Origin of the sequence: Caballeronia sp. LjRoot34 (assembly GCF_964253815.1) — a bacterium.
In the GTDB taxonomy this organism is placed as follows: Bacteria; Pseudomonadota; Gammaproteobacteria; order Burkholderiales; family Burkholderiaceae; genus Caballeronia.
Map to the genome: position 1 here is coordinate 2,318,603 of NZ_CAXUSB020000002.1, position 17,205 is coordinate 2,335,807.

The 17,205-nt window shown below is 60.2% G+C and carries 14 protein-coding genes; 4 read left to right on the plus strand and 10 right to left on the minus strand.

Annotated elements, in window-relative coordinates:
• Positions 1-21: 21 nt before the first annotated feature.
• The 4 genes from ACSQ36_RS29910 to ACSQ36_RS29925 all read right to left on the minus strand — a co-directional run bounded on the left by ACSQ36_RS29910 (position 22) and on the right by ACSQ36_RS29925 (position 4,553).
• Positions 22-984, minus strand: coding sequence for a substrate-binding domain-containing protein (locus ACSQ36_RS29910; RefSeq protein WP_436184744.1), 963 nt, complete (start codon positions 982-984; stop codon positions 22-24).
• A gap of 62 nt (positions 985-1,046) precedes the next feature.
• Positions 1,047-2,063 carry an ABC transporter permease gene (locus ACSQ36_RS29915; protein ID WP_436184745.1) on the minus strand — a complete coding sequence of 339 codons (1,017 nt, stop codon included), beginning with the start codon at positions 2,061-2,063 and terminating at the stop codon, positions 1,047-1,049.
• A complete protein-coding gene (locus ACSQ36_RS29920; RefSeq protein ID WP_436184746.1) occupies positions 2,044-3,531 on the minus strand; it encodes a sugar ABC transporter ATP-binding protein in 1,488 nt (495 codons plus the stop codon). Before ACSQ36_RS29920 ends, ACSQ36_RS29915 begins: the two co-directional genes overlap by 20 nt.
• Before the next feature lie 2 nt (positions 3,532-3,533).
• Positions 3,534-4,553, minus strand: coding sequence for a LacI family DNA-binding transcriptional regulator (locus tag ACSQ36_RS29925; RefSeq protein WP_436184747.1), 1,020 nt, complete (start codon positions 4,551-4,553; stop codon positions 3,534-3,536).
• Between the two features lie 204 nt (positions 4,554-4,757).
• On the opposite strand from ACSQ36_RS29925, the gene ACSQ36_RS29930 reads away from it, so the two are divergent.
• Positions 4,758-5,462 (plus strand): class I SAM-dependent methyltransferase, encoded by a 705-nt coding sequence (locus ACSQ36_RS29930; RefSeq protein ID WP_213766054.1) that lies wholly within the window; start codon positions 4,758-4,760, stop codon positions 5,460-5,462.
• 31 nt (positions 5,463-5,493) lie between these two features.
• On the opposite strand, the gene ACSQ36_RS29935 is transcribed toward ACSQ36_RS29930, so the two are convergent.
• The 4 genes from ACSQ36_RS29935 to ACSQ36_RS29950 all read right to left on the minus strand — a co-directional run bounded on the left by ACSQ36_RS29935 (position 5,494) and on the right by ACSQ36_RS29950 (position 11,306).
• A complete protein-coding gene (locus tag ACSQ36_RS29935; RefSeq protein ID WP_436184748.1) occupies positions 5,494-7,314 on the minus strand; it encodes a cytochrome c biogenesis protein DipZ in 1,821 nt (606 codons plus the stop codon).
• Between the two features lie 141 nt (positions 7,315-7,455).
• Positions 7,456-7,971, minus strand: a complete 516-nt coding sequence (gene msrB / locus ACSQ36_RS29940; protein ID WP_436184749.1) for a peptide-methionine (R)-S-oxide reductase MsrB — start codon at positions 7,969-7,971, stop codon at positions 7,456-7,458.
• Positions 7,972-9,392: 1,421 nt separating this feature from the next.
• A complete protein-coding gene (locus ACSQ36_RS29945) occupies positions 9,393-9,872 on the minus strand; it encodes a hypothetical protein (RefSeq protein WP_436184750.1) in 480 nt (159 codons plus the stop codon).
• Between the two features lie 486 nt (positions 9,873-10,358).
• A complete protein-coding gene (locus tag ACSQ36_RS29950; RefSeq protein ID WP_436184751.1) occupies positions 10,359-11,306 on the minus strand; it encodes a GlxA family transcriptional regulator in 948 nt (315 codons plus the stop codon).
• A gap of 345 nt (positions 11,307-11,651) precedes the next feature.
• Between ACSQ36_RS29950 and ACSQ36_RS29955 the strand changes: the two genes are divergently transcribed.
• From ACSQ36_RS29955 to ACSQ36_RS29965, 3 genes are all read left to right on the plus strand, one after another.
• Positions 11,652-12,740, plus strand: a complete 1,089-nt coding sequence (locus ACSQ36_RS29955) for an alpha/beta fold hydrolase (protein WP_436184752.1) — start codon at positions 11,652-11,654, stop codon at positions 12,738-12,740.
• A gap of 251 nt (positions 12,741-12,991) precedes the next feature.
• Complete coding sequence (locus ACSQ36_RS29960; protein WP_436184753.1) at positions 12,992-14,077, plus strand: alpha/beta hydrolase; 1,086 nt, start codon at positions 12,992-12,994, stop codon at positions 14,075-14,077.
• Between the two features lie 162 nt (positions 14,078-14,239).
• Positions 14,240-15,121: an NmrA family NAD(P)-binding protein gene (locus ACSQ36_RS29965; protein WP_436184754.1), complete on the plus strand. Its 882-nt coding sequence runs from the start codon at positions 14,240-14,242 to the stop codon at positions 15,119-15,121.
• 161 nt (positions 15,122-15,282) lie between these two features.
• Here ACSQ36_RS29965 and ACSQ36_RS29970 read toward each other — a convergent pair whose 3' ends face one another.
• Positions 15,283-16,470 carry a thiolase family protein gene (locus tag ACSQ36_RS29970; protein WP_436184755.1) on the minus strand — a complete coding sequence of 396 codons (1,188 nt, stop codon included), beginning with the start codon at positions 16,468-16,470 and terminating at the stop codon, positions 15,283-15,285.
• 30 nt (positions 16,471-16,500) lie between these two features.
• The gene (locus ACSQ36_RS29975) at positions 16,501-17,205 is read right to left on the minus strand and encodes an SDR family oxidoreductase (protein WP_213766046.1); all 705 of its coding nucleotides are present in this window, start codon (positions 17,203-17,205) and stop codon (positions 16,501-16,503) included.

Sequence of the window (17,205 nt, forward strand, 5' to 3'; positions counted from 1 at the left end):
TGTGTTCAAACCGCCCGGAATTCAGAACGGCGAATTCGGATAATAGAACTGTTTGGCGTTGTCTTTCGTGATCAGCACCGAAGGAATGATGGTCGTCGGCGGCAACTTTTCGCCCTTCAAACGGGCTTCAGCGGTGAGCTTGATCGCGTCATAGATGAACTTGGGCGAGTACGACACATCCGCCTGCACGAGCTTGTCGCCGTCCATGATCCGCTTGACCGCTTCCTTCGATCCCGCGCCGCCAAATACCTGCTTGATGTCCGTACGCTTCGCCTGATCGATGGCCTTCAGCACGCCGATCATCATGTCGTCATCGGCCGCCCAGACCGCGTCGATATGCTTGAAGCGCGTCAGGTAATCCTGCATGACCTTGAACGCGTCGTCGCGATTCCAGTTGGCGTATTTGGCATCGAGTATCTTCATGTCGGGATGCTGCTTGATCACCGATTCAAACGCAGCCCAGCGTTCGTTATCGAGCGTGGTCGGGATGCCGCGCAACGCCACGATATCGCCCTTGCCGTCCATCGTCTTCGCCAGATATTCAGCCGGCAGCTTGCCGAATGCGGTGTTGTCGCCGGCTACGTACGCGTCCTGCGCGCTGGTATCGGTCAGCCCGCGATCCACCACGGTGACGTACACGCCCTTCTTCTTGACCTGCGCCACCGGCTGCGTCAAGGAAGCCGATTCGAACGGGAAAATCACCAGCGCGTTGATCTTGTTCACCGTCACCAGGTCCTGCAACTGGTTCGCTTGTTCCGGCGCGCCGGCCGCGGTCTTGATGATGATCTTCAGGTCAGGATGCGCCTGTTCCAGTTCCTTTTTAGCCTCGTTGGCCCACCAGACAATACCGCCGGTGAAGCCGTGCGTCGCCGTCGGGATAGCAACGCCGAGCGTGACTTTATCGGCGGCGTTGGCCGAGACGGCGCCCGCCGCCAGCGCTAATGTAACGAGTGGGGCGCCGAGTGCGCGAAGAATGTTTTTCATGCTGTGTCTCCATTGTTTTGACAGGCGCCTGAGAGGATGTCAGGGCACGGTTCGAACACACTTCAACGACGTCCACGCTGTAAAAACGCTACGAAAATAATCACGGCGCCCTGCACTGCCGCGTTGAGATACACACTGATGATGCTGGTGAGATTCAGGATGTTCGCAATCACCGACAACAGGATCGCGCCGATCACCGTCCCGATCACGCGCCCTTCGCCCCCCCTTAACGCGGTTCCGCCAACGACCACCGCCGCAATCGCTTCAAGCTCCCAGAGCAGGCCGGTCGTAGGGGTTGCGGACCCGAGGCGCGGCACATACAGCGCGGTCGCCACGCCTACACACAGTCCAAGCAGCACATACGTGACGATCTTCACGGTATCGACGCGAATGGCCGCATAACGCGCGACCTGTTCGTTCGACCCGATAGCCTGCACATGCCGCCCGAACACGGTCCGGTTCAGCACGATCACGCCGCCCGCTGCGACGATCAGGAACACCCAGATCGGCACGGGAATGCCGAAGAGGCTGGCGTAATACACAGGGCCATAGAGATCGGACAAATTGTTGTCGAGCGTGAGCGCGCCTCCGTCCGCGAGCCACGTCAGTACCGCACGAAAAATGCCGAGCGTCCCCAGTGTCACGATGAACGGTTCTATCCGTCCCTTGGTCACGAGCAGGCCATGCGCCAAACCGAAAAGACCCCCTAAAACAAGGGCTAAAACGATCCCGACAGCGATAATGGCGAGTGGCGCAAGGGTGCGTCCGCCCACGCCGTGCGCGAGCGCGTTCATGATCCAGATCATGCTGCCCGCGATCAATGCGGCCATCGATCCGACCGACAAATCGATACCGCCCGAGATGATCACGAAGGTCATCCCCACGGCAATGATGCCGATGAACGAGGTTCGCGTGAGGACGTTCATCGCGTTGTCGAAGGTGGCGAAATCCGGGTTCAGCAGCGTGCCGCCTATGCAGAGCGCGACCAGCCCGAGCAGTGGCCCGACGCCGTGCAGCCGCCGCGCGAAGCTGCCCAGGCGGCTCGATCCTTCAACGTCTTCAGTGTGTGCCGGTCGCATGCGCGATCAACCTCTCTTCAGTCAGATGCCCGGACCCAAGCGTGGCGACAAGCTGGCCGCCGCGCATCACCGCCACGCGATGGCATAAACCAATCAGCTCGATCAGTTCGGATGAGATGACGATCACCGCACGGCCTTCAGCGGCGAGCGCGTGGATCAGGAAATAGATATCGCGTTTCGCGCCGACATCGACACCGCGAGTGGGCTCGTCGAGAACAACCACGCGTGGATCGGGATGCAGGAACTTCGCGAGCGCGAGCTTTTGCTGATTGCCGCCCGACAACATGCGTGCGCGGCTCGCCAGATTGCCCGTGCGGATACCGAAGTCGCCGACCGCCTTTTTAAGCGCATCGCGTTCCGCTTGCGCGTCGAGCAGCGGATGCGCGTAGCGCTCCAGCGTCATCATGGTGAGGTTGTCCTTCAACTCCATGTCGACGTGCAGGCCACGTCCCTTGCGGTCCTCGCTCAGATACGTGATGCCATGTTTCATCGCGGTGCGGGGATCGCGCGGATTGATGCTCTCGCCGTCGAGCATGATGCGTCCCGCTGTGCGCGCCCGCAGGCCGACCAGTCCTTCGAAGAGTTCCGTGCGTCCCGCGCCCACAAGTCCCGCGAAGCCGAACACTTCGCCTGCCCGCACCGAGAAGCTCACGTTCTCCGCCCATCCCGGCACATAGGCGTTATCGACCTTGAACACAACGCGGGCATCGGCGGCGAGGATGGGTTTATCGGGGAACATGTCGGACACTTCGCGCCCGACCATCAGGTTCGCCATCTGCTGGCGCGTGGTCTCGGCAGTCAGCCCGCGCGTGACGAAACGGCCATCGCGCATCACGATGACCTCGTCAGTGACAAGCTCCACTTCATCGAGCTTGTGCGAGATATAAACGATGGTCACGCCGTCGTCCTTCAGCCGCGCCATCAACGCGAACAGGCGTTGCGTTTCAGCGGGCGTGAGCGTGGCGGTGGGCTCATCCATGATCAAGAGGCGGGCATCGCGCAGCATGGCCTTGGCGATTTCCACGAGTTGCTTCTCCGCGACGATCAGGTCGCGCACGCGTGTATCCGGGTGCTTGTGCAGGCCGACATCGGCGAGACGCGCGCGTGCGTCTTCGCGCATGGCGGGTTCATCGAGGAAGAAGCCGCGCCGTTTCTCGTGACCGAGAAACATGTTCTGCACGATGCTCAAATGATCCGCGAGGTTCAGCTCCTGATGGATCAGCACGATGCCTGTGGCTTCGGCATCGCGCGAACTGTCGAAGGACTTGACGACGCCGTCGATGGAGAACGTGCCCGCGCTCGGACGTTCATAGCCGGCGAGTATCTTCATCAACGTCGACTTGCCCGCGCCGTTCTCACCAAGCAAGCCGTAGATGCGTCCAGGTGCGAGGTCGAAGCTCACGCCGTGCAGCACGCGAACCGGTCCGAACTGTTTTTCGATGTTGTCGAAGCTGACAGCCAGGCTCATGATCACGCGCTCCTTCGTATCATCAGCTTGTGCGGGAGCAGCACGCCGGGCACGTGTACGTTGGGTTCGCGCAGGCGTTTGAGCAGCAGGCGCGCGGCGGTTTCGCCGAGTTCGCGCATGGGTTGGGCGACCGTGGTAAGCGGCGGATCGATTTGCGCGGCGACGGCGATATCGTCGAAACCCATTACGGCCATGTCGTCCGGCACGCGCAAACCGACGCCCCGCAAGCCGTTGATCACGCCGATGGCGAGGGTATCGGAGACGGCGAACACAGCAGTCGGTCGGTTGCGCCGCAGGCGTGTCAGCGTGCGCGCGGCGCTTTCGCCGGCCGCGTAATCGAGGGTATCGAGGTCGATTTGCCAGGCGGCATCGGCGTCGATCCCCGCAGCGCTCAGCGCATCGCGGTACCCCTCTGCGCGCTGGCGGCTATATAAATAGCCTCGGCCCGAATTAATCAGCGCGATTTTCCGGTGGCCTTGGCTGAGCAAGTAGCGTACTGCATCGCCAGCGGCTTGATAGTTGTCGATGCCTACATACGGCACGCCTGCCGCGGGATCAAACTCGCAACACGCTACCCAGGGCAGCGTGGCAGTTTCCTCGACTAGCGCCTGCTGAATGGCGGCAGGATCGAGACAGATGGCGCCGTCGGCGCGGCGGCCTCGCAGCAGGTCGAAGTAACTGCGCTCGCGGCCAGGATCGGCGCCTGTATCGCAGAGCAGCATGAAATAGCCGTTTTGACGGGCGACGCTGTCGATACCGCGAACGATGGCGGCATAGAACGGGTTGCCGAAGTCGGGAACCATGGTGAGCAGCATGCGGCTTTCGGCCGTGCGCAAATTGCGGGCGAGTTCATTGATTCGATACCCGCTGGCCGCAACCGCTGCGAGCACTTTGTCGCGGGTGGGTTCACGTACGTTGGTGTGGCCGTTCAGGACGCGGGAAACAGTCGCGACCGATACGCCCGCCTTCTGGGCGACATCGGAGATCGAGATTTCATCGGCGGTGCGAAATGTTTCCGTCATTTGTTTCAACTCACAGCCCGCAGGATGTAATGGATTACATTATTGGAGTGGAGGCCGGCGGGCGCGATAGGGACAAACACGAAGGAAGGTCGTTCACACGAACACCCAAAACAGCAGGCACGCGGGACATCCCGGCCCCCGACGCCCAAACTGGCGCATACTACGTCCCCGTCTCCCCGCGCGGCTTCACTTTGCGCCTCCCTGATGCCCGGTTACCTGACCAAGCAACAAAACATCGCCGTTGCTGGCGTTGAAGACCTCATCATTCGCTCGCTGCTGGACCTTCAGCAATTCTCCGACCCCACCGGCGACGCCGAGCGAATCGGCATCTCCTCCGCCATGTGGCCGCTATTCGGCATGCTGTGGCCATCCGGCGCGCATCTCGCCGCACGCCTCGCCCTGCGGCCAGTATTGTTGGACGAACGAATTCTCGAAATCGGCTGCGGACTGGCGCTCGCCAGCCTCGTCGGACACCGTCGCGGCGCGGACGTGACCGCCAGCGATTGCCATCCACTGACCGCAGACTTCCTGGACAAAAACCTGCGCCTGAATCACCTGCCGCCCATGAAATACCGGCATGGCAACTGGTCCATCCCCGAGTTGGAAGACACGCTGGAAGATGAAGCAGGACGCCGTATTGTCGATGGCCGCTTCGACCTGATCATGGGCAGCGACCTGCTCTACGAACGCGATGCCAACGCAACGCTCGCCGCGTTCATCGGACTGCATGCGTCGGCGGCGGCGGAGGTCTGGATCGTGGACCCCGACCGGGGCAATCGAGCCGCGTTCAACCGGCAAATGGGCGACCGCGGCTTCCAGATGCGCGAGGAACGGCTGGATAAAATCGCCTTCGACGATACTGCCGCCTATAAAGGCCGCCTGCTGATTTATCGCTTCAACGACGCATAAGGCCGCGCCCTATGCGTTCGCTTCTCGCCACTCAACCGAACGTGAACGCATATGCCTCGACACCAGGATCCAGGAATTCAATGGTGAAGGTGCGATCTTTTACATCGCCCGGCTGGCGTACGAGTTGATATAAGCGCTGCTCCGTGACCGTGCCGGTGCCATCGGCCATGACATCCGACCCGTGTGCGTCGCCCGGCGCCGCGCCGTCGATGCTCACGCGAAACCTCACCGGCTTGTTGTCCTTTCCTGGTCCGAGCACGAGATGCAAGTCACGCGCGTGGAATCGATAAACGATAGTTCCCGTCGATGCCGCCAGCGTCGCTTGCTCGGCTTCTACCTTCCATGCACCCGCCAGACCCCAGTCGTTAAGCGCGAGTTGAGCAGGCGCCGCATACGTGTGAACGCGGTCATGCGACTCGCCGCCGTGGTCAGCAAAGTTCTCCGCACGCTCGTAGCCTACATAGGTTTCCGGCGACTGCATGTCGGCGTTATCGGCGGCCATTTGCACGCCCTTCGCTACGGTTTCGTCGCTGACCATCGCGCCCGCATTCGCGTGACCGGCTTCCGCCAGCAACTGCTGGATCACCTGTTCCGAATGCGCGTAGTCCCCTTCGCCAAAGTGATGAAAACGAATCTGCCCCTTGGCATCGATAAAATAATGCGCCGGCCAGTACTGGTTCCCAAATGCACGCCAGATTGCGTAGTTGTTATCGATGGCAACCGGATAGTCGACACCCAGATCGTGCGTCGCTCGCTTAACGTTGTCCACGTTGCGCTCGAATGCAAACTCGGGCGCATGCACGCCGATCACGACCAGCCCCTGATCACGATACTTCTGCGCCCACGCTTTCACGTAAGGCAACGAGCGCAAGCAGTTGATGCACGAGTAAGTCCAGAAGTCGACGAGCACAACCTTGCCGCGTAAATCCTGTGCCGTCAGCGGCGGCGAATTGAGCCATTGAACGGCGCCGGACAACGGCGGCAATTCGCCTTCCACCGGCAGCGACAGCGGCGCGTCGGCGGGAGCGGCTGCGCGCATCATCGCGGGTCCGGCGGCGGCATCGGTTGCCGCGGTAGTCTGGGCGGGTGTCGCCGTTTCGTTGTTGACAGCCTTGGCCTGCGCCGTACCGCCCGATAACAGGTCCACCAGTTTCTGTTCGATGCCACCCGTGGCAACAGTCGACACGCGCGCGAGCACGCCGGTATCGAGTCCTAACGAGATGGCGACAACACCGAGCAACATCGCAGCGCCTATACCGCGACGAATCCACTCGCCCGCCCCCAGCGAGCGTTTCATTGCAGCAAACACACGGCCGCCGATGAGCAACGCCACCGCCAGCGACGTCGCAGCCCCTGCCGCGTAAGCGACCAGCAGCAACGTCGTGCCGACACTTGCGCCGCGCAATGCCGCACCGGTCAGTACAAGGCCCAAAATCGGGCCGGCGCATGGCGCCCACAGCAAGCCGGTCGCAATGCCCAGCAGGAACGACGAACTCGCGCGCACTTGTTGTCCATCGGCCTGGGCAAATTCGGTCAGCCGGTTGCCCGCGCTGACAAACGGACGCATGAGGCGTTCGGCGAAGCTTGGCAACAGCAACGTCAAGCCGAAGATACCCAGCAATGCGACAGCAAGCCAGCGGCCGTACTGGTTCGCCTGCGTCACCCAGCCGCCGCCCACTGCCGCGAGCGTCGCGACCGCTGCAAAGGTGATGGCCATGCCGGCAAGCAAGGGCAGGCCGCTACGCACGAACGGTTGATCCGCCCGCGAGAACACGAAGGGCAACACGGGCAGGATGCAGGGGCTCAGGATAGTGAGCGCGCCGCCAAGATAAGCCAGGACAATGAGTAACATGAGCGTGAAGGTTCTTAGGTCTTTTGGTGGTCGGGATTCAGCGCAAAGCAGTTTCGATAGCTTGTGCAGCGGATCAGGCGGCGTACTCGGGTAACGCTTAGATAACGCTCAGGCAGCGCTCAGGTAACGCTTAGGTAACGCTTAGGCAGCGGCGGGTTTGAACGTCATTGCCAGGCCGTTCATGCAATAGCGCAAACCTGTGGGTTTTGGACCGTCATCGAAGACATGGCCCAGATGCCCACCGCAACGCCGGCAATGCACTTCGGTACGCGAGACGCCGAAAGACAAGTCCTCATGCGTTCCCACCGCGTGGTCGAGCGGAGCCCAAAAGCTCGGCCAGCCGGTGTGGCTGTCGAACTTCGTACGCGACGAAAAGACGTCGAGCTGGCATCCGGCGCACGCGAACGTGCCGCTGCGATGTTCGTCGTTCAAAGGGCTGCTGTAAGGACGTTCTGTGCCTTCGTGCCGAAGTACGTTGTATTGCGCAGGCGTCAGCAGGCGGCGCCATTGATCGTCAGGGTGAACGACTTCGAACGATTCATCGGTGGTGCTGGCGTCTTTTCCGGTCGCACCTAATACACGACGTTGATTGAACGCGGCAAACGCCGCTGCCGCAAAAACGCTGCCTGCGAAAATAAATCGACGCCGGGTCTGCATGATGTGCTCCTGAACAAAACCAACTTTTCAAGGAAGGCCGTTCTTGTATGAATCGGCTTTCCGGGTCGCGACAGGGAACTGCGGTTGTGGTTCTAACAGGCAAACACTTCAATCACGGCTTTAATCCCTCGGAACGGAAAAATCGTGATGAATTTTGAAGGCCTGTGGACTATTTCAACCGGTTTGTGGCGCGGTTTATCAACTCCGCTATTCTCTGCGCGTCTGTTTGTTAGTTCGTCCAGGGGTGATGGCCGGTTACACGTGACCCGTTAAATTCGTTTGACCGGTCTGTGGGTACCGCCGCGAGTATTTCGCGTTTTTTTGCTGCGCTATATTTTTGTAAATATAGCGTAATACGGGTGGTATTGAGTTGACATGACATGCTTAGGGGCTCAGGGTAGATGCTTTCAGGGGCTGTGGTCGGGGGTCAGTGCCGGGTTGGTCGGTTCCGGGGTTAGCGGTCGGGGTCAGTGCCGGGTTGCTGCTTTCAGTGTTAGCGGTCTGCCTGAATCGGATTTTCTCTTTATCACTATTAGCCACTGTGCGTGGCGGCACGTCATTTCTTTGTCCAAAGCGACAAAGAAACGAAGCAAAGAAAACGCTTTCAACCACGCTACCCTAAGTGTCCACAGCGTGCAGTTTTCATTCATAGGTGCCCCAAAAGCACGGTGCTCGCCAGAGCGGAGGATGTTTGAAACCCTCCTTCTCGCGAATCCTGACACGAACACGCTTCGCCCCGTACGCTCTCGGGCAAGCACAATTGCTAAGGAACCCGCACTGCCTTACGGGTATTTACGGCTGCGGTTTTTTGACAGCTTAGCTACGTGGTCTGTGCGACCGTATTTGTAGGCCACAGCTTGATGCGTGTTTGTGTTTACTGCTTCAGTTTTTTGTGAATTGGCTGCGCGTTCTGGACAGCTATTTTCGTCGGTTACGCCCGCCCGCATCTTTGCGGCTTCGTTTCTTGGCGGGTTGGCGACGAGGTTCGCGGCGCGTACTGATTCGGCGGGGGGTCGTCCGCGGATAGCGCGGGGTGCCCCTTGGGCAGGTTCAATCACTGGTGGCGAAGCGTGTGGGTATCGGTGTTCGGAGAAGGAGGGTTTCACACATCCGTGGCTCTGGCGAGCACCGTGCTTTTGGGGCACCCATGAATGAAAACTGCACGCTGTGGACACTTAGGGTAGAGCGGTTAAAGCGCTTTCTTTGCTTCGTTTCTTTGTCGCTTTGGACAAAGAAATGACGTGCCGCCACGCACAGTGGCTAACAGTGATAAAGAGAAAATCCGACTCTCGCAGACCACTAACACTGAAAGCACCAACCCGGCATTGACTCCGACCGCTAACCCCGGAACCGACCACCCCAGCATAAACCCCAACCACTAACCCCAAAACCCATCCCCGTCCACCGGCGCGAGCGAAAAATCACCGCACCATATACCCACGGTCAGTCATGCATTCGCCATATGATCGCCAGTACTGAACCATCGGCGGCTCGGGCGGTGGCAACGCGGGCATAGGTGCATCGGCGGAAGTCGAACTTGCGTGCGCGGCAGCGCGAGCATCCGCCGCCACGCCGGGCGTGGGCGTCGAGGATGCCTCCATCGCCGATGCAGCAACCGGCGCCGACCCAGGCGAAATCGCAATCGCCGACGATGGCAACGGCGCCGCCACCGCAACCGGATGCACCGCACCAGGCTTCACGGTCTTCGGCTTTTCAGGCGCCTGGGACACGCGCGCCATCACCACGCTGGTATGTTGATTGGCGTAGCTGTAGCACATGGCGGTATCGATACTGGTTTGCGCCGGACTCTGGCTGCGCATCGGAAAAGCGATCGGTTGTTGCGCAAGCGCGCTGGTGCTCAGGAACAGCACGGCAATGCCGGCGGACAGGGAGATTCTCATAGCTCGTGCACTCCGAAAAACAAGAATGACGACACCCGGCTCTAGCCGATTCCGAAGGGCCGCCAAACGAGCTTTCACCTTACTGTCCGCGTCCCGTCCCCATGCGAAAGACTATCGCTGTAATCCGCCAAGTTCTCGCGTTATTCGTCCGCTTAGCGCGCTGGACCGCGTTTCTCCGACAATCCTGAGCGATCCGGGAGCTGTCAGTTACCGTAAATGGTGAAAAAATACGCCTTGATTTAGTAGGATTTTTTAACGATCGCTATCACCGACCCGCGTGACGCGAAAGCGGCAAATGCCATTGCTTGTGCCGCAGAACATGAAAATCGCGGAGGCAGGATAGTGCCGCCGACGACAGATAGGCTGTGCGCGTTACGGTTAGACCGGCGTAGTTCCCCGCCCTGGATTCCGTGTACACCGAACGACAATTCGTGCTTAACCTGGCGCGACGGTACGTCGCCACCGGCGGGAAGAGGAACTTATATGTCAACCGTTCGCATGGCCACGCGCGTTGCGGCGGATAGCTTGGGGCGGTTGACCGAAGGCTCGCAAAAACGCGCGACGCATTCTGTCGGGATCAGCAAAACCGGTTTCTCGTGCAACGACGTCAATTGGCAACCTTCCCTGCTCAACCATGAGACGCGCAGCTTCTAGCCGCAAATTCTCGACAGCCTTCGCGGGTGACTGCCCCGTCTCCTCACGAAATGCGCGAGTGAACTGCCGCACACTCAAATTGGCAGCTTCAGCGAGTCTGTCGACCGTCAGTGGGGTGTGCAAATTGCTTTTCGCATAGACCAATGCGGTCTGGATTCTATCGGTCTTCGCATCGAGATCCAGCAACGTCGAGTGCTGTAACTGTCCGCCGGCACGTCGATGGAACATGACCATTCGCTTTGCAATAGTCCGCGCTATTTTTACACCAAGATCCCGTTCTACCATCGAAATCGCGAGATCAGTTCCCGCGGTCATGCCCGCAGATGTCCATACCGGACCATCCACGATAAATATACGATCTTCTTCGACGTTGATTCTCGGATACGTCGTTTGCAATTCGCGTGCATGCGCCCAGTGCGTCGTGGCGCGCCGATCGTCAAGAACGCCGGCCTGAGCCAAAAAGAAGGCTCCCGTGCACATTGAGGCAACGCGGCGAGTGTTTTTCACCGCTCCTCTTAAATAATCGACCAGTGCGGGGCTCGCCGTGTAAACGCCATCAATGATGCCGCCGATGATTACCGTGTCGAAACCGCCATCATCGAAACTGTCCGTCAAAACCGAATATCCAAGAGAACTTTGAACCGGTCCTCCACCTTCAGATATCAGACGTATGTCGTAGTGCGGTTCTTTAGTCATCCGGTTCGCCATTTCAAACACCGTCAGGCCGCCGAAGATCATGACCTGGAAGTTTGGAACGACGATGTAACCGATGCGCAACATGACAAATCCTGGAAGGTTGTACAGCCAACTTTAAGCCTTGCATGCCGGCGCAGTGCGCGAGCCGTGCCGGCTGTCGAATCATATTGATCAGCGATATCACTGATGCGAACGCGCCACACCTGCCAGCTTCCACAATAATTCCACCGGTGCGGCCGGCAACCGGCGCTCAGGCATTGCTTTCGCGACCACGCCTGACGCGCGGCGATTCTACTGTCGATACTGACGTGATGCGCACGACTGCGCAAGTATGGCCGGAATTGTCGGATATACGGCCTTCCGACTGTATTTCCAGGTTCTACCATGAGCGGGTTCCCGAGTTCACGCATCCCTATTCGAGGCAACCCTATGGTTGGCAATATCACAGCATCTGCTTCAGTTTCCAGGTCAATTATTTCTCGCCGCACGTTCCTCGCAAGTGGGACTGCCGTTGCTGCAAGCCTGCTGCTGGGTCAACAGGCTGAAGCAGAGAGCCCTGGCGGCGACGAGGGCCTCAAGGAGTACGACATTGCTACCAATGGCGTCACCTTGCACGTAACTGAACAAGGGGAAGGGCCCACCGTTCTCTTCTGCCACGGATTTCCAGATACCTCCTATACGTGGCGCCGACAGATGAAAGCGATCGCATCTGCCGGATATCGAGCAATTGCTCCTGATATGCGCGGCTACGGACGCAGCTCGGCTCCGGCGGACGCAGCCTTGTACACGCCACTGCAAACGGTCGGTGACCTGGTTGGTCTGCTCGATGCGCTGAAGATCCCGAGTGCCGTCCTCGTGGGTCACGACTGGGGTGCAACCCACGTATGGCAAGCGGCGCTGATGCGTCCCGATCGATTTAAGGCTGTGTTCTGCCTCAGCGTGCCTTTCGTTCCTCGTGGGGATGTCAGCGTCTTCGAGAAGATGCGGAAGTCCGGCCATCAAGACGATTTCTACATGTTCGAACAGATCCGACCGGACGCCGATCAGATCTGGGCCGACGCCACGGTGACCATTCCGGGAATTCTGTATTGGGCCTCGGGCTCCGCTCCGGCAGACACGCGGTGGAGTCCCATGGATTCCGCACGAAGCCTTCACCGTGCGGCCCCCGGACCGTCGCCGTCATGGGCGGAACCTGATTACGTCGCTCATAACGTCGCGGAATTCCAGCGCACCGGCTTTCACGGTGGTCTGAACTACTATCGAGCCGCCGAACCGTACTTCTATTTGTCCGCTCCGTGGAAGGGCGCCAGGATTACCCAACCTTCATTTTTCATTTGGGGGAAGGCGGATGGCTTGAAAGAGCTTTATCCGCTTACCGTGGACCAGATGCGCGCCGGCGTTCCCGGTCTCGTCGGGGGTCTCGAACTCGATGGTGTCGGCCACTGGGTACAGCACGAAGCCCCCGACGTGGTCAATGACCAACTCGTGAAGTTCCTGCGAACCGTCATCCCCACCTGACTCGCAACGGGATGGGTACCCGGAAGAGACATCTATCCGGTGTCATGGCATTAATCCCGAGTACCTTGTACCAGAGGAAGTTCAGGCAATCAGCGCGCGCGACGCCGGCGAACGCGGCGGACCAGACCCGGAGCAGGTGAGTCCGCAGGCCTTTCCTATAATCAATCGTGACTAAATGGGACCTCCCTATGTCAGCTATGTCGCGCCGCGCTCTCCTCGAAAGTGGAACCGCCTTTGGTGCAAGCCTGCTGATGAGTAAAGCAGCTTTTGCGGCTGGATCTGTCGCCGCCGGCGGCACGGTTAACCCCGCCGCTAATTCAAGTAACGTCTCCAACCTGACCGTACGTAGCTTCAGCACGCGCCGCCACACGACACGCTACCTGGAGGCCGGCCCGGCCGACGGGCCGTTGATAATCTTTCTCCACGGCTGGCCCGGGATCGGCCTCATGTGGCGCACGCAGATCGAGGCCTTCGCGTCCGAAGGCTGGCGCTGCGTTGCACCGGACATGCGTGGCTACGGCGGCTCATCGGCGCCGGCCGCCTCTGAGTCCTACGCCTTGAACGAGATCGTCGACGACATGGTCGAGCTTCACGATCATTTGGGCGCGCGCCCGGCAATCTGGGTTGGCCACGACTGGGGAAGCCCTGTGGCCGGAGCGCTAGCCGCGCACCACGGGAAGCGCAGTCGCGGCGTGGTGCTGATCTCAGTCCCTTACTTTCCGGAGGGCTTCGCGCTGCCTAATCTCGTGCCGCTGATCGACCGTCAGTTGTATCCCGCCGATCAATATCCGGACGGGCAGTGGGATTATTTCCGCTTTTACCTGACGCACTTCAGCCAGACGGTTAGCGATTTCGAGGCGGACATCCCGGCAACCCTCGCGTCGATCTATCGGCGCGGCAACCCCGCGTCCGTGGGCCAGGTCTCGCCATCCGCCTTGATCACAAAAAACGGAGGGCGTTATGGCTCGGCTCATCGCGCCCCGGCAACACCGCCTGACCCAGCGCTCTGGACGCCCGCTGACTTTAACGCCTTGGTCGCGGCGTTCCAGGCCAGTGGTTTCCGTTCGGTCAATGCCTGGTACCTGAACGACACCGCCAACATCGCCTATGCCCATGCTGCACCCGACGGCGGCCGCATCAGCCAGCCTGTGTTGTTCGTCAACAGCGATTGGGACGCCATCTCGGACATCAACCGCAGTCGCCTCGGGGAACCCATGCGCGGCGCCTGCCAGGACCTTTCCGTAACGAACCTGCCCGCCGGCCACTGGCTCCCGCTCGAGCGCAAGACCGAACTTGTCCAGGCGATCCGTTCGTGGCTTGAGGCAAAAGGGCTATAGAAGGCGATGCGGCCTGTTGTTTCCCTCGTCTTGTCGAGTCGCTCATCAAGAGGCTCAGGTAAGTTACACCGAAAGGCATAAGCTGCGACGTCACTTCTCGTTCCCTTCATTGAGGATCGACTGGATGTCGCGGACCAACTAGAATTTTTTTGGAGATGCTCCATGACTAACCGGACAATTTTTGTAGCGGGCGCGACAGGCGACACCGGCGGGGCCGCGGCGGATGCGCTTCTGCTTGCGGGTGAACTGGTTCGGACATTGGTCCGGAAGGAAGACAAACGGTCTGAACGGCTGAAGGCACGGGGCGTCGAGATCGTCGTTGGAGACCTCTCGGATATCGACGACGTCTGCGGCGCGCTCGACGGAATCTATTCTGCCTATTTTGTGTTCCCTATCGAATCAGGCGGCGTCTCGGCCAGCGCTTATTTTGCGCAGGCTGCGCGCGAGACGGGGATCAGCGCAATCGTGAACATGTCACAGATTTCCGCGCGCCGCGAGGCGAAGAGCCATGCCGCGCTCGATCACTGGATTTCCGAAAGGATCTTTGACTGGTCCGATACACCGGTTACGCACCTTCGCCCTACCTTTTTCGCGCAATGGCTGACCTATCCCGGGCAGGTGGCAAGCATCAAGAAGGATGGCGTGCTGCAGCTTCCTTTCGGCGACGGGCGACATGCGCCTATTGCAGCGGAAGACCAGGGCCGCGTCATTGCAGCCATCCTCCGGGATCCTGCGCCGCACGCAGGAAAGATATATCCATTGCATGGCCCCGTAGAGATGAACCACTACGAGATTGCAGCGGAGATGAGCAAAGCCTTGAAGCGCGAAGTGGCATATCGGCCAATAGACCTGGAACTCTTCAAGAAACGGCTAGATAACGATGACAAGTTCAGCGACACGTTTGCCCAGCATTTAATGTCAGTCGCCGTCGATTACCAGAACGGTGTATTCGCAGGCACGAATACGGTCGTCGAGGATCTTACCGGCACGCCACCAATGACCGTCGAGGCGTTTATTCGAAAGCACGCCGCTATGTTCGACTGACTGAGAGGGCTCGAACCGCCGAAATGCCCGGTACGATCGGCTGGAGTTCCGGCGTCGGCCGGTGATCGCCTTCCCGCAATCACCGGGTGGGGATCCAGGGTGCGCGCGCGGTCGAGCAAGTTGGAGCGACAGAGCGCTGAACTCGCCCTCACCCACGCGGATCAAACGCTTTCCAGCGCCAGCGCAATACCCTGGCCGCCGCCGATACACAACGTCACCATCGCTCGCTTGAGTCCCTCGCGTTTCATCGCGTGGACGAGACGCGTGACCAGCACCGCGCCGGTTGCGCCAATCGCGTGGCCGTGGGCAATCGCGCCGCCTTCGGGGTTCACGACGTCATCAGGCAAACCAAGCTTGCGCGCAACCGCGATCGGCACGGCGGCGAACGCTTCGTTAATTTCGATACGTTCAAGATCTCCCAGCTTCCAGCCTGCACGATCCAGCGCCTGCTGCACGGCAGGCACCGGTCCCAGGCCGAACATGCCCGGTTCGACCGCCGCAATGCCATACGCGACCAGCCGCACCGATGGCTCGATCCCCTTGCGCTCGGCAAACGCGCGATCCGCCACGAGCATCGCGGCTGCACCGCTGTTCAGGCCCGGCGCGTTGCCTGCGGTGATCGTTCCGTCGGGGCGAAATGCAGGCCGCAGTTTGCTCAACGTCGCGAACGTCGTGTCCGGGCGCGGCTGTTCGTCGATATTGAAGATAACGTTTTGCTTGCCCGCCTTCACCTCAACGCCGACAATCTCCGCCGCGAACCACCCCTTCGCCTGCGCTGCAGCGAAACGTTGCTGCGAGCGCTCGGCGAAGCGGTCCTGCGCTTCGCGCGTGATGTCCATCTGCAGGACGAGATCTTCCGTGTGCCAGCCGGAATGCTTGCCGGAGAACGCGTCGTCGAGACCATCGCGCAACATGCTGTCGTGGATTTCCGCGTTGCCCATCCGATACCCGAAGCGGCCGTTATCGAGCAGATACGGCGCGCGGTCCATGTTCTCCATGCCGCCCGCCACCGCGAGCTGCACGAAGCCGGCGGTGATCTCGTTAGCCGCCGATACAATCGCCTGAGCGCCCGAGCCGCACACGCGGTTCACGGTCAGCGCAGGAACTGCCACAGGCAAACCGCCGTTCACGGCCGCCTGACGCGCCGGATTCATGCGGTTGCCCGCCTGGATCACGTTGCCCAAGGTGACGGAGTCCACGTCCTGTCCCGCAACCCCGGCACGCCGCAGGGTTTCACGGACAACGGCCGCGCCAAGCTCCGTCGCGGGCGTGCCTTTCAGCGCGCCGTTGAATGCGCCGATCGCGGTCCTGACCGGCTCGCACAGCACGATTTCACGTTGTTGGCTCATGGTTCATCGCTCCTGGTTGATCTGCGTATCTCAATGCGCCGGCGTGAGATAAGCAGGTGTTGCCGACGACAACGACGCCTTCACGCTGCGGCCGACTTCATCGACGAGAATCTCTTCCTTGCCTTGCTCGATGCCTTCGAGCACCTGACGCACGACCTCTTCCGGCGATGTCTTCGGCGCGTCGATTCCCGCGGTCATATCGGTATCGATAAACGCCGGATGCACGCCGACCACCAGCGTGTTCTGCCCGCGCAGTTCGGTGCGCAAGCCGTTCGTGATCGCCCACGCGGCAGACTTCGACGCGCTGTACGAACCCGTGTTGTCGATGGTCAGCCAGCTCAGCACTGACAGAATGTTGACCACCGCGCCGCCGCCGTTGCGCTTCAGGATCGGTGCGAAGGCCTGGGTGATGGCAAGCGGACCGATCGCGTTGGTCTCGACCTGCGAGCGCACGGCGTCGATGGACGCGCTATCGAGCAACGAACCGCCAATGATTGCGCCGGCATTGTTGATGACGACCTGCACGTCGGTCAGACGATCGGCCGCAGCCGCAATGCTCTGCGCATTCGTGACGTCGAGCTGCACCGCTTCCGCGCCGGGCACTTTGACCTGGCTTTTATCGCGCGCCGATGCATATACCTTCGATGCCCCCGCCGCGAGCAACGCTTTCGCAAACTGCTCGCCAAGGCCACGATTCGCGCCTGTTACCAATACGACTTTTCCTTTGATTTCCAT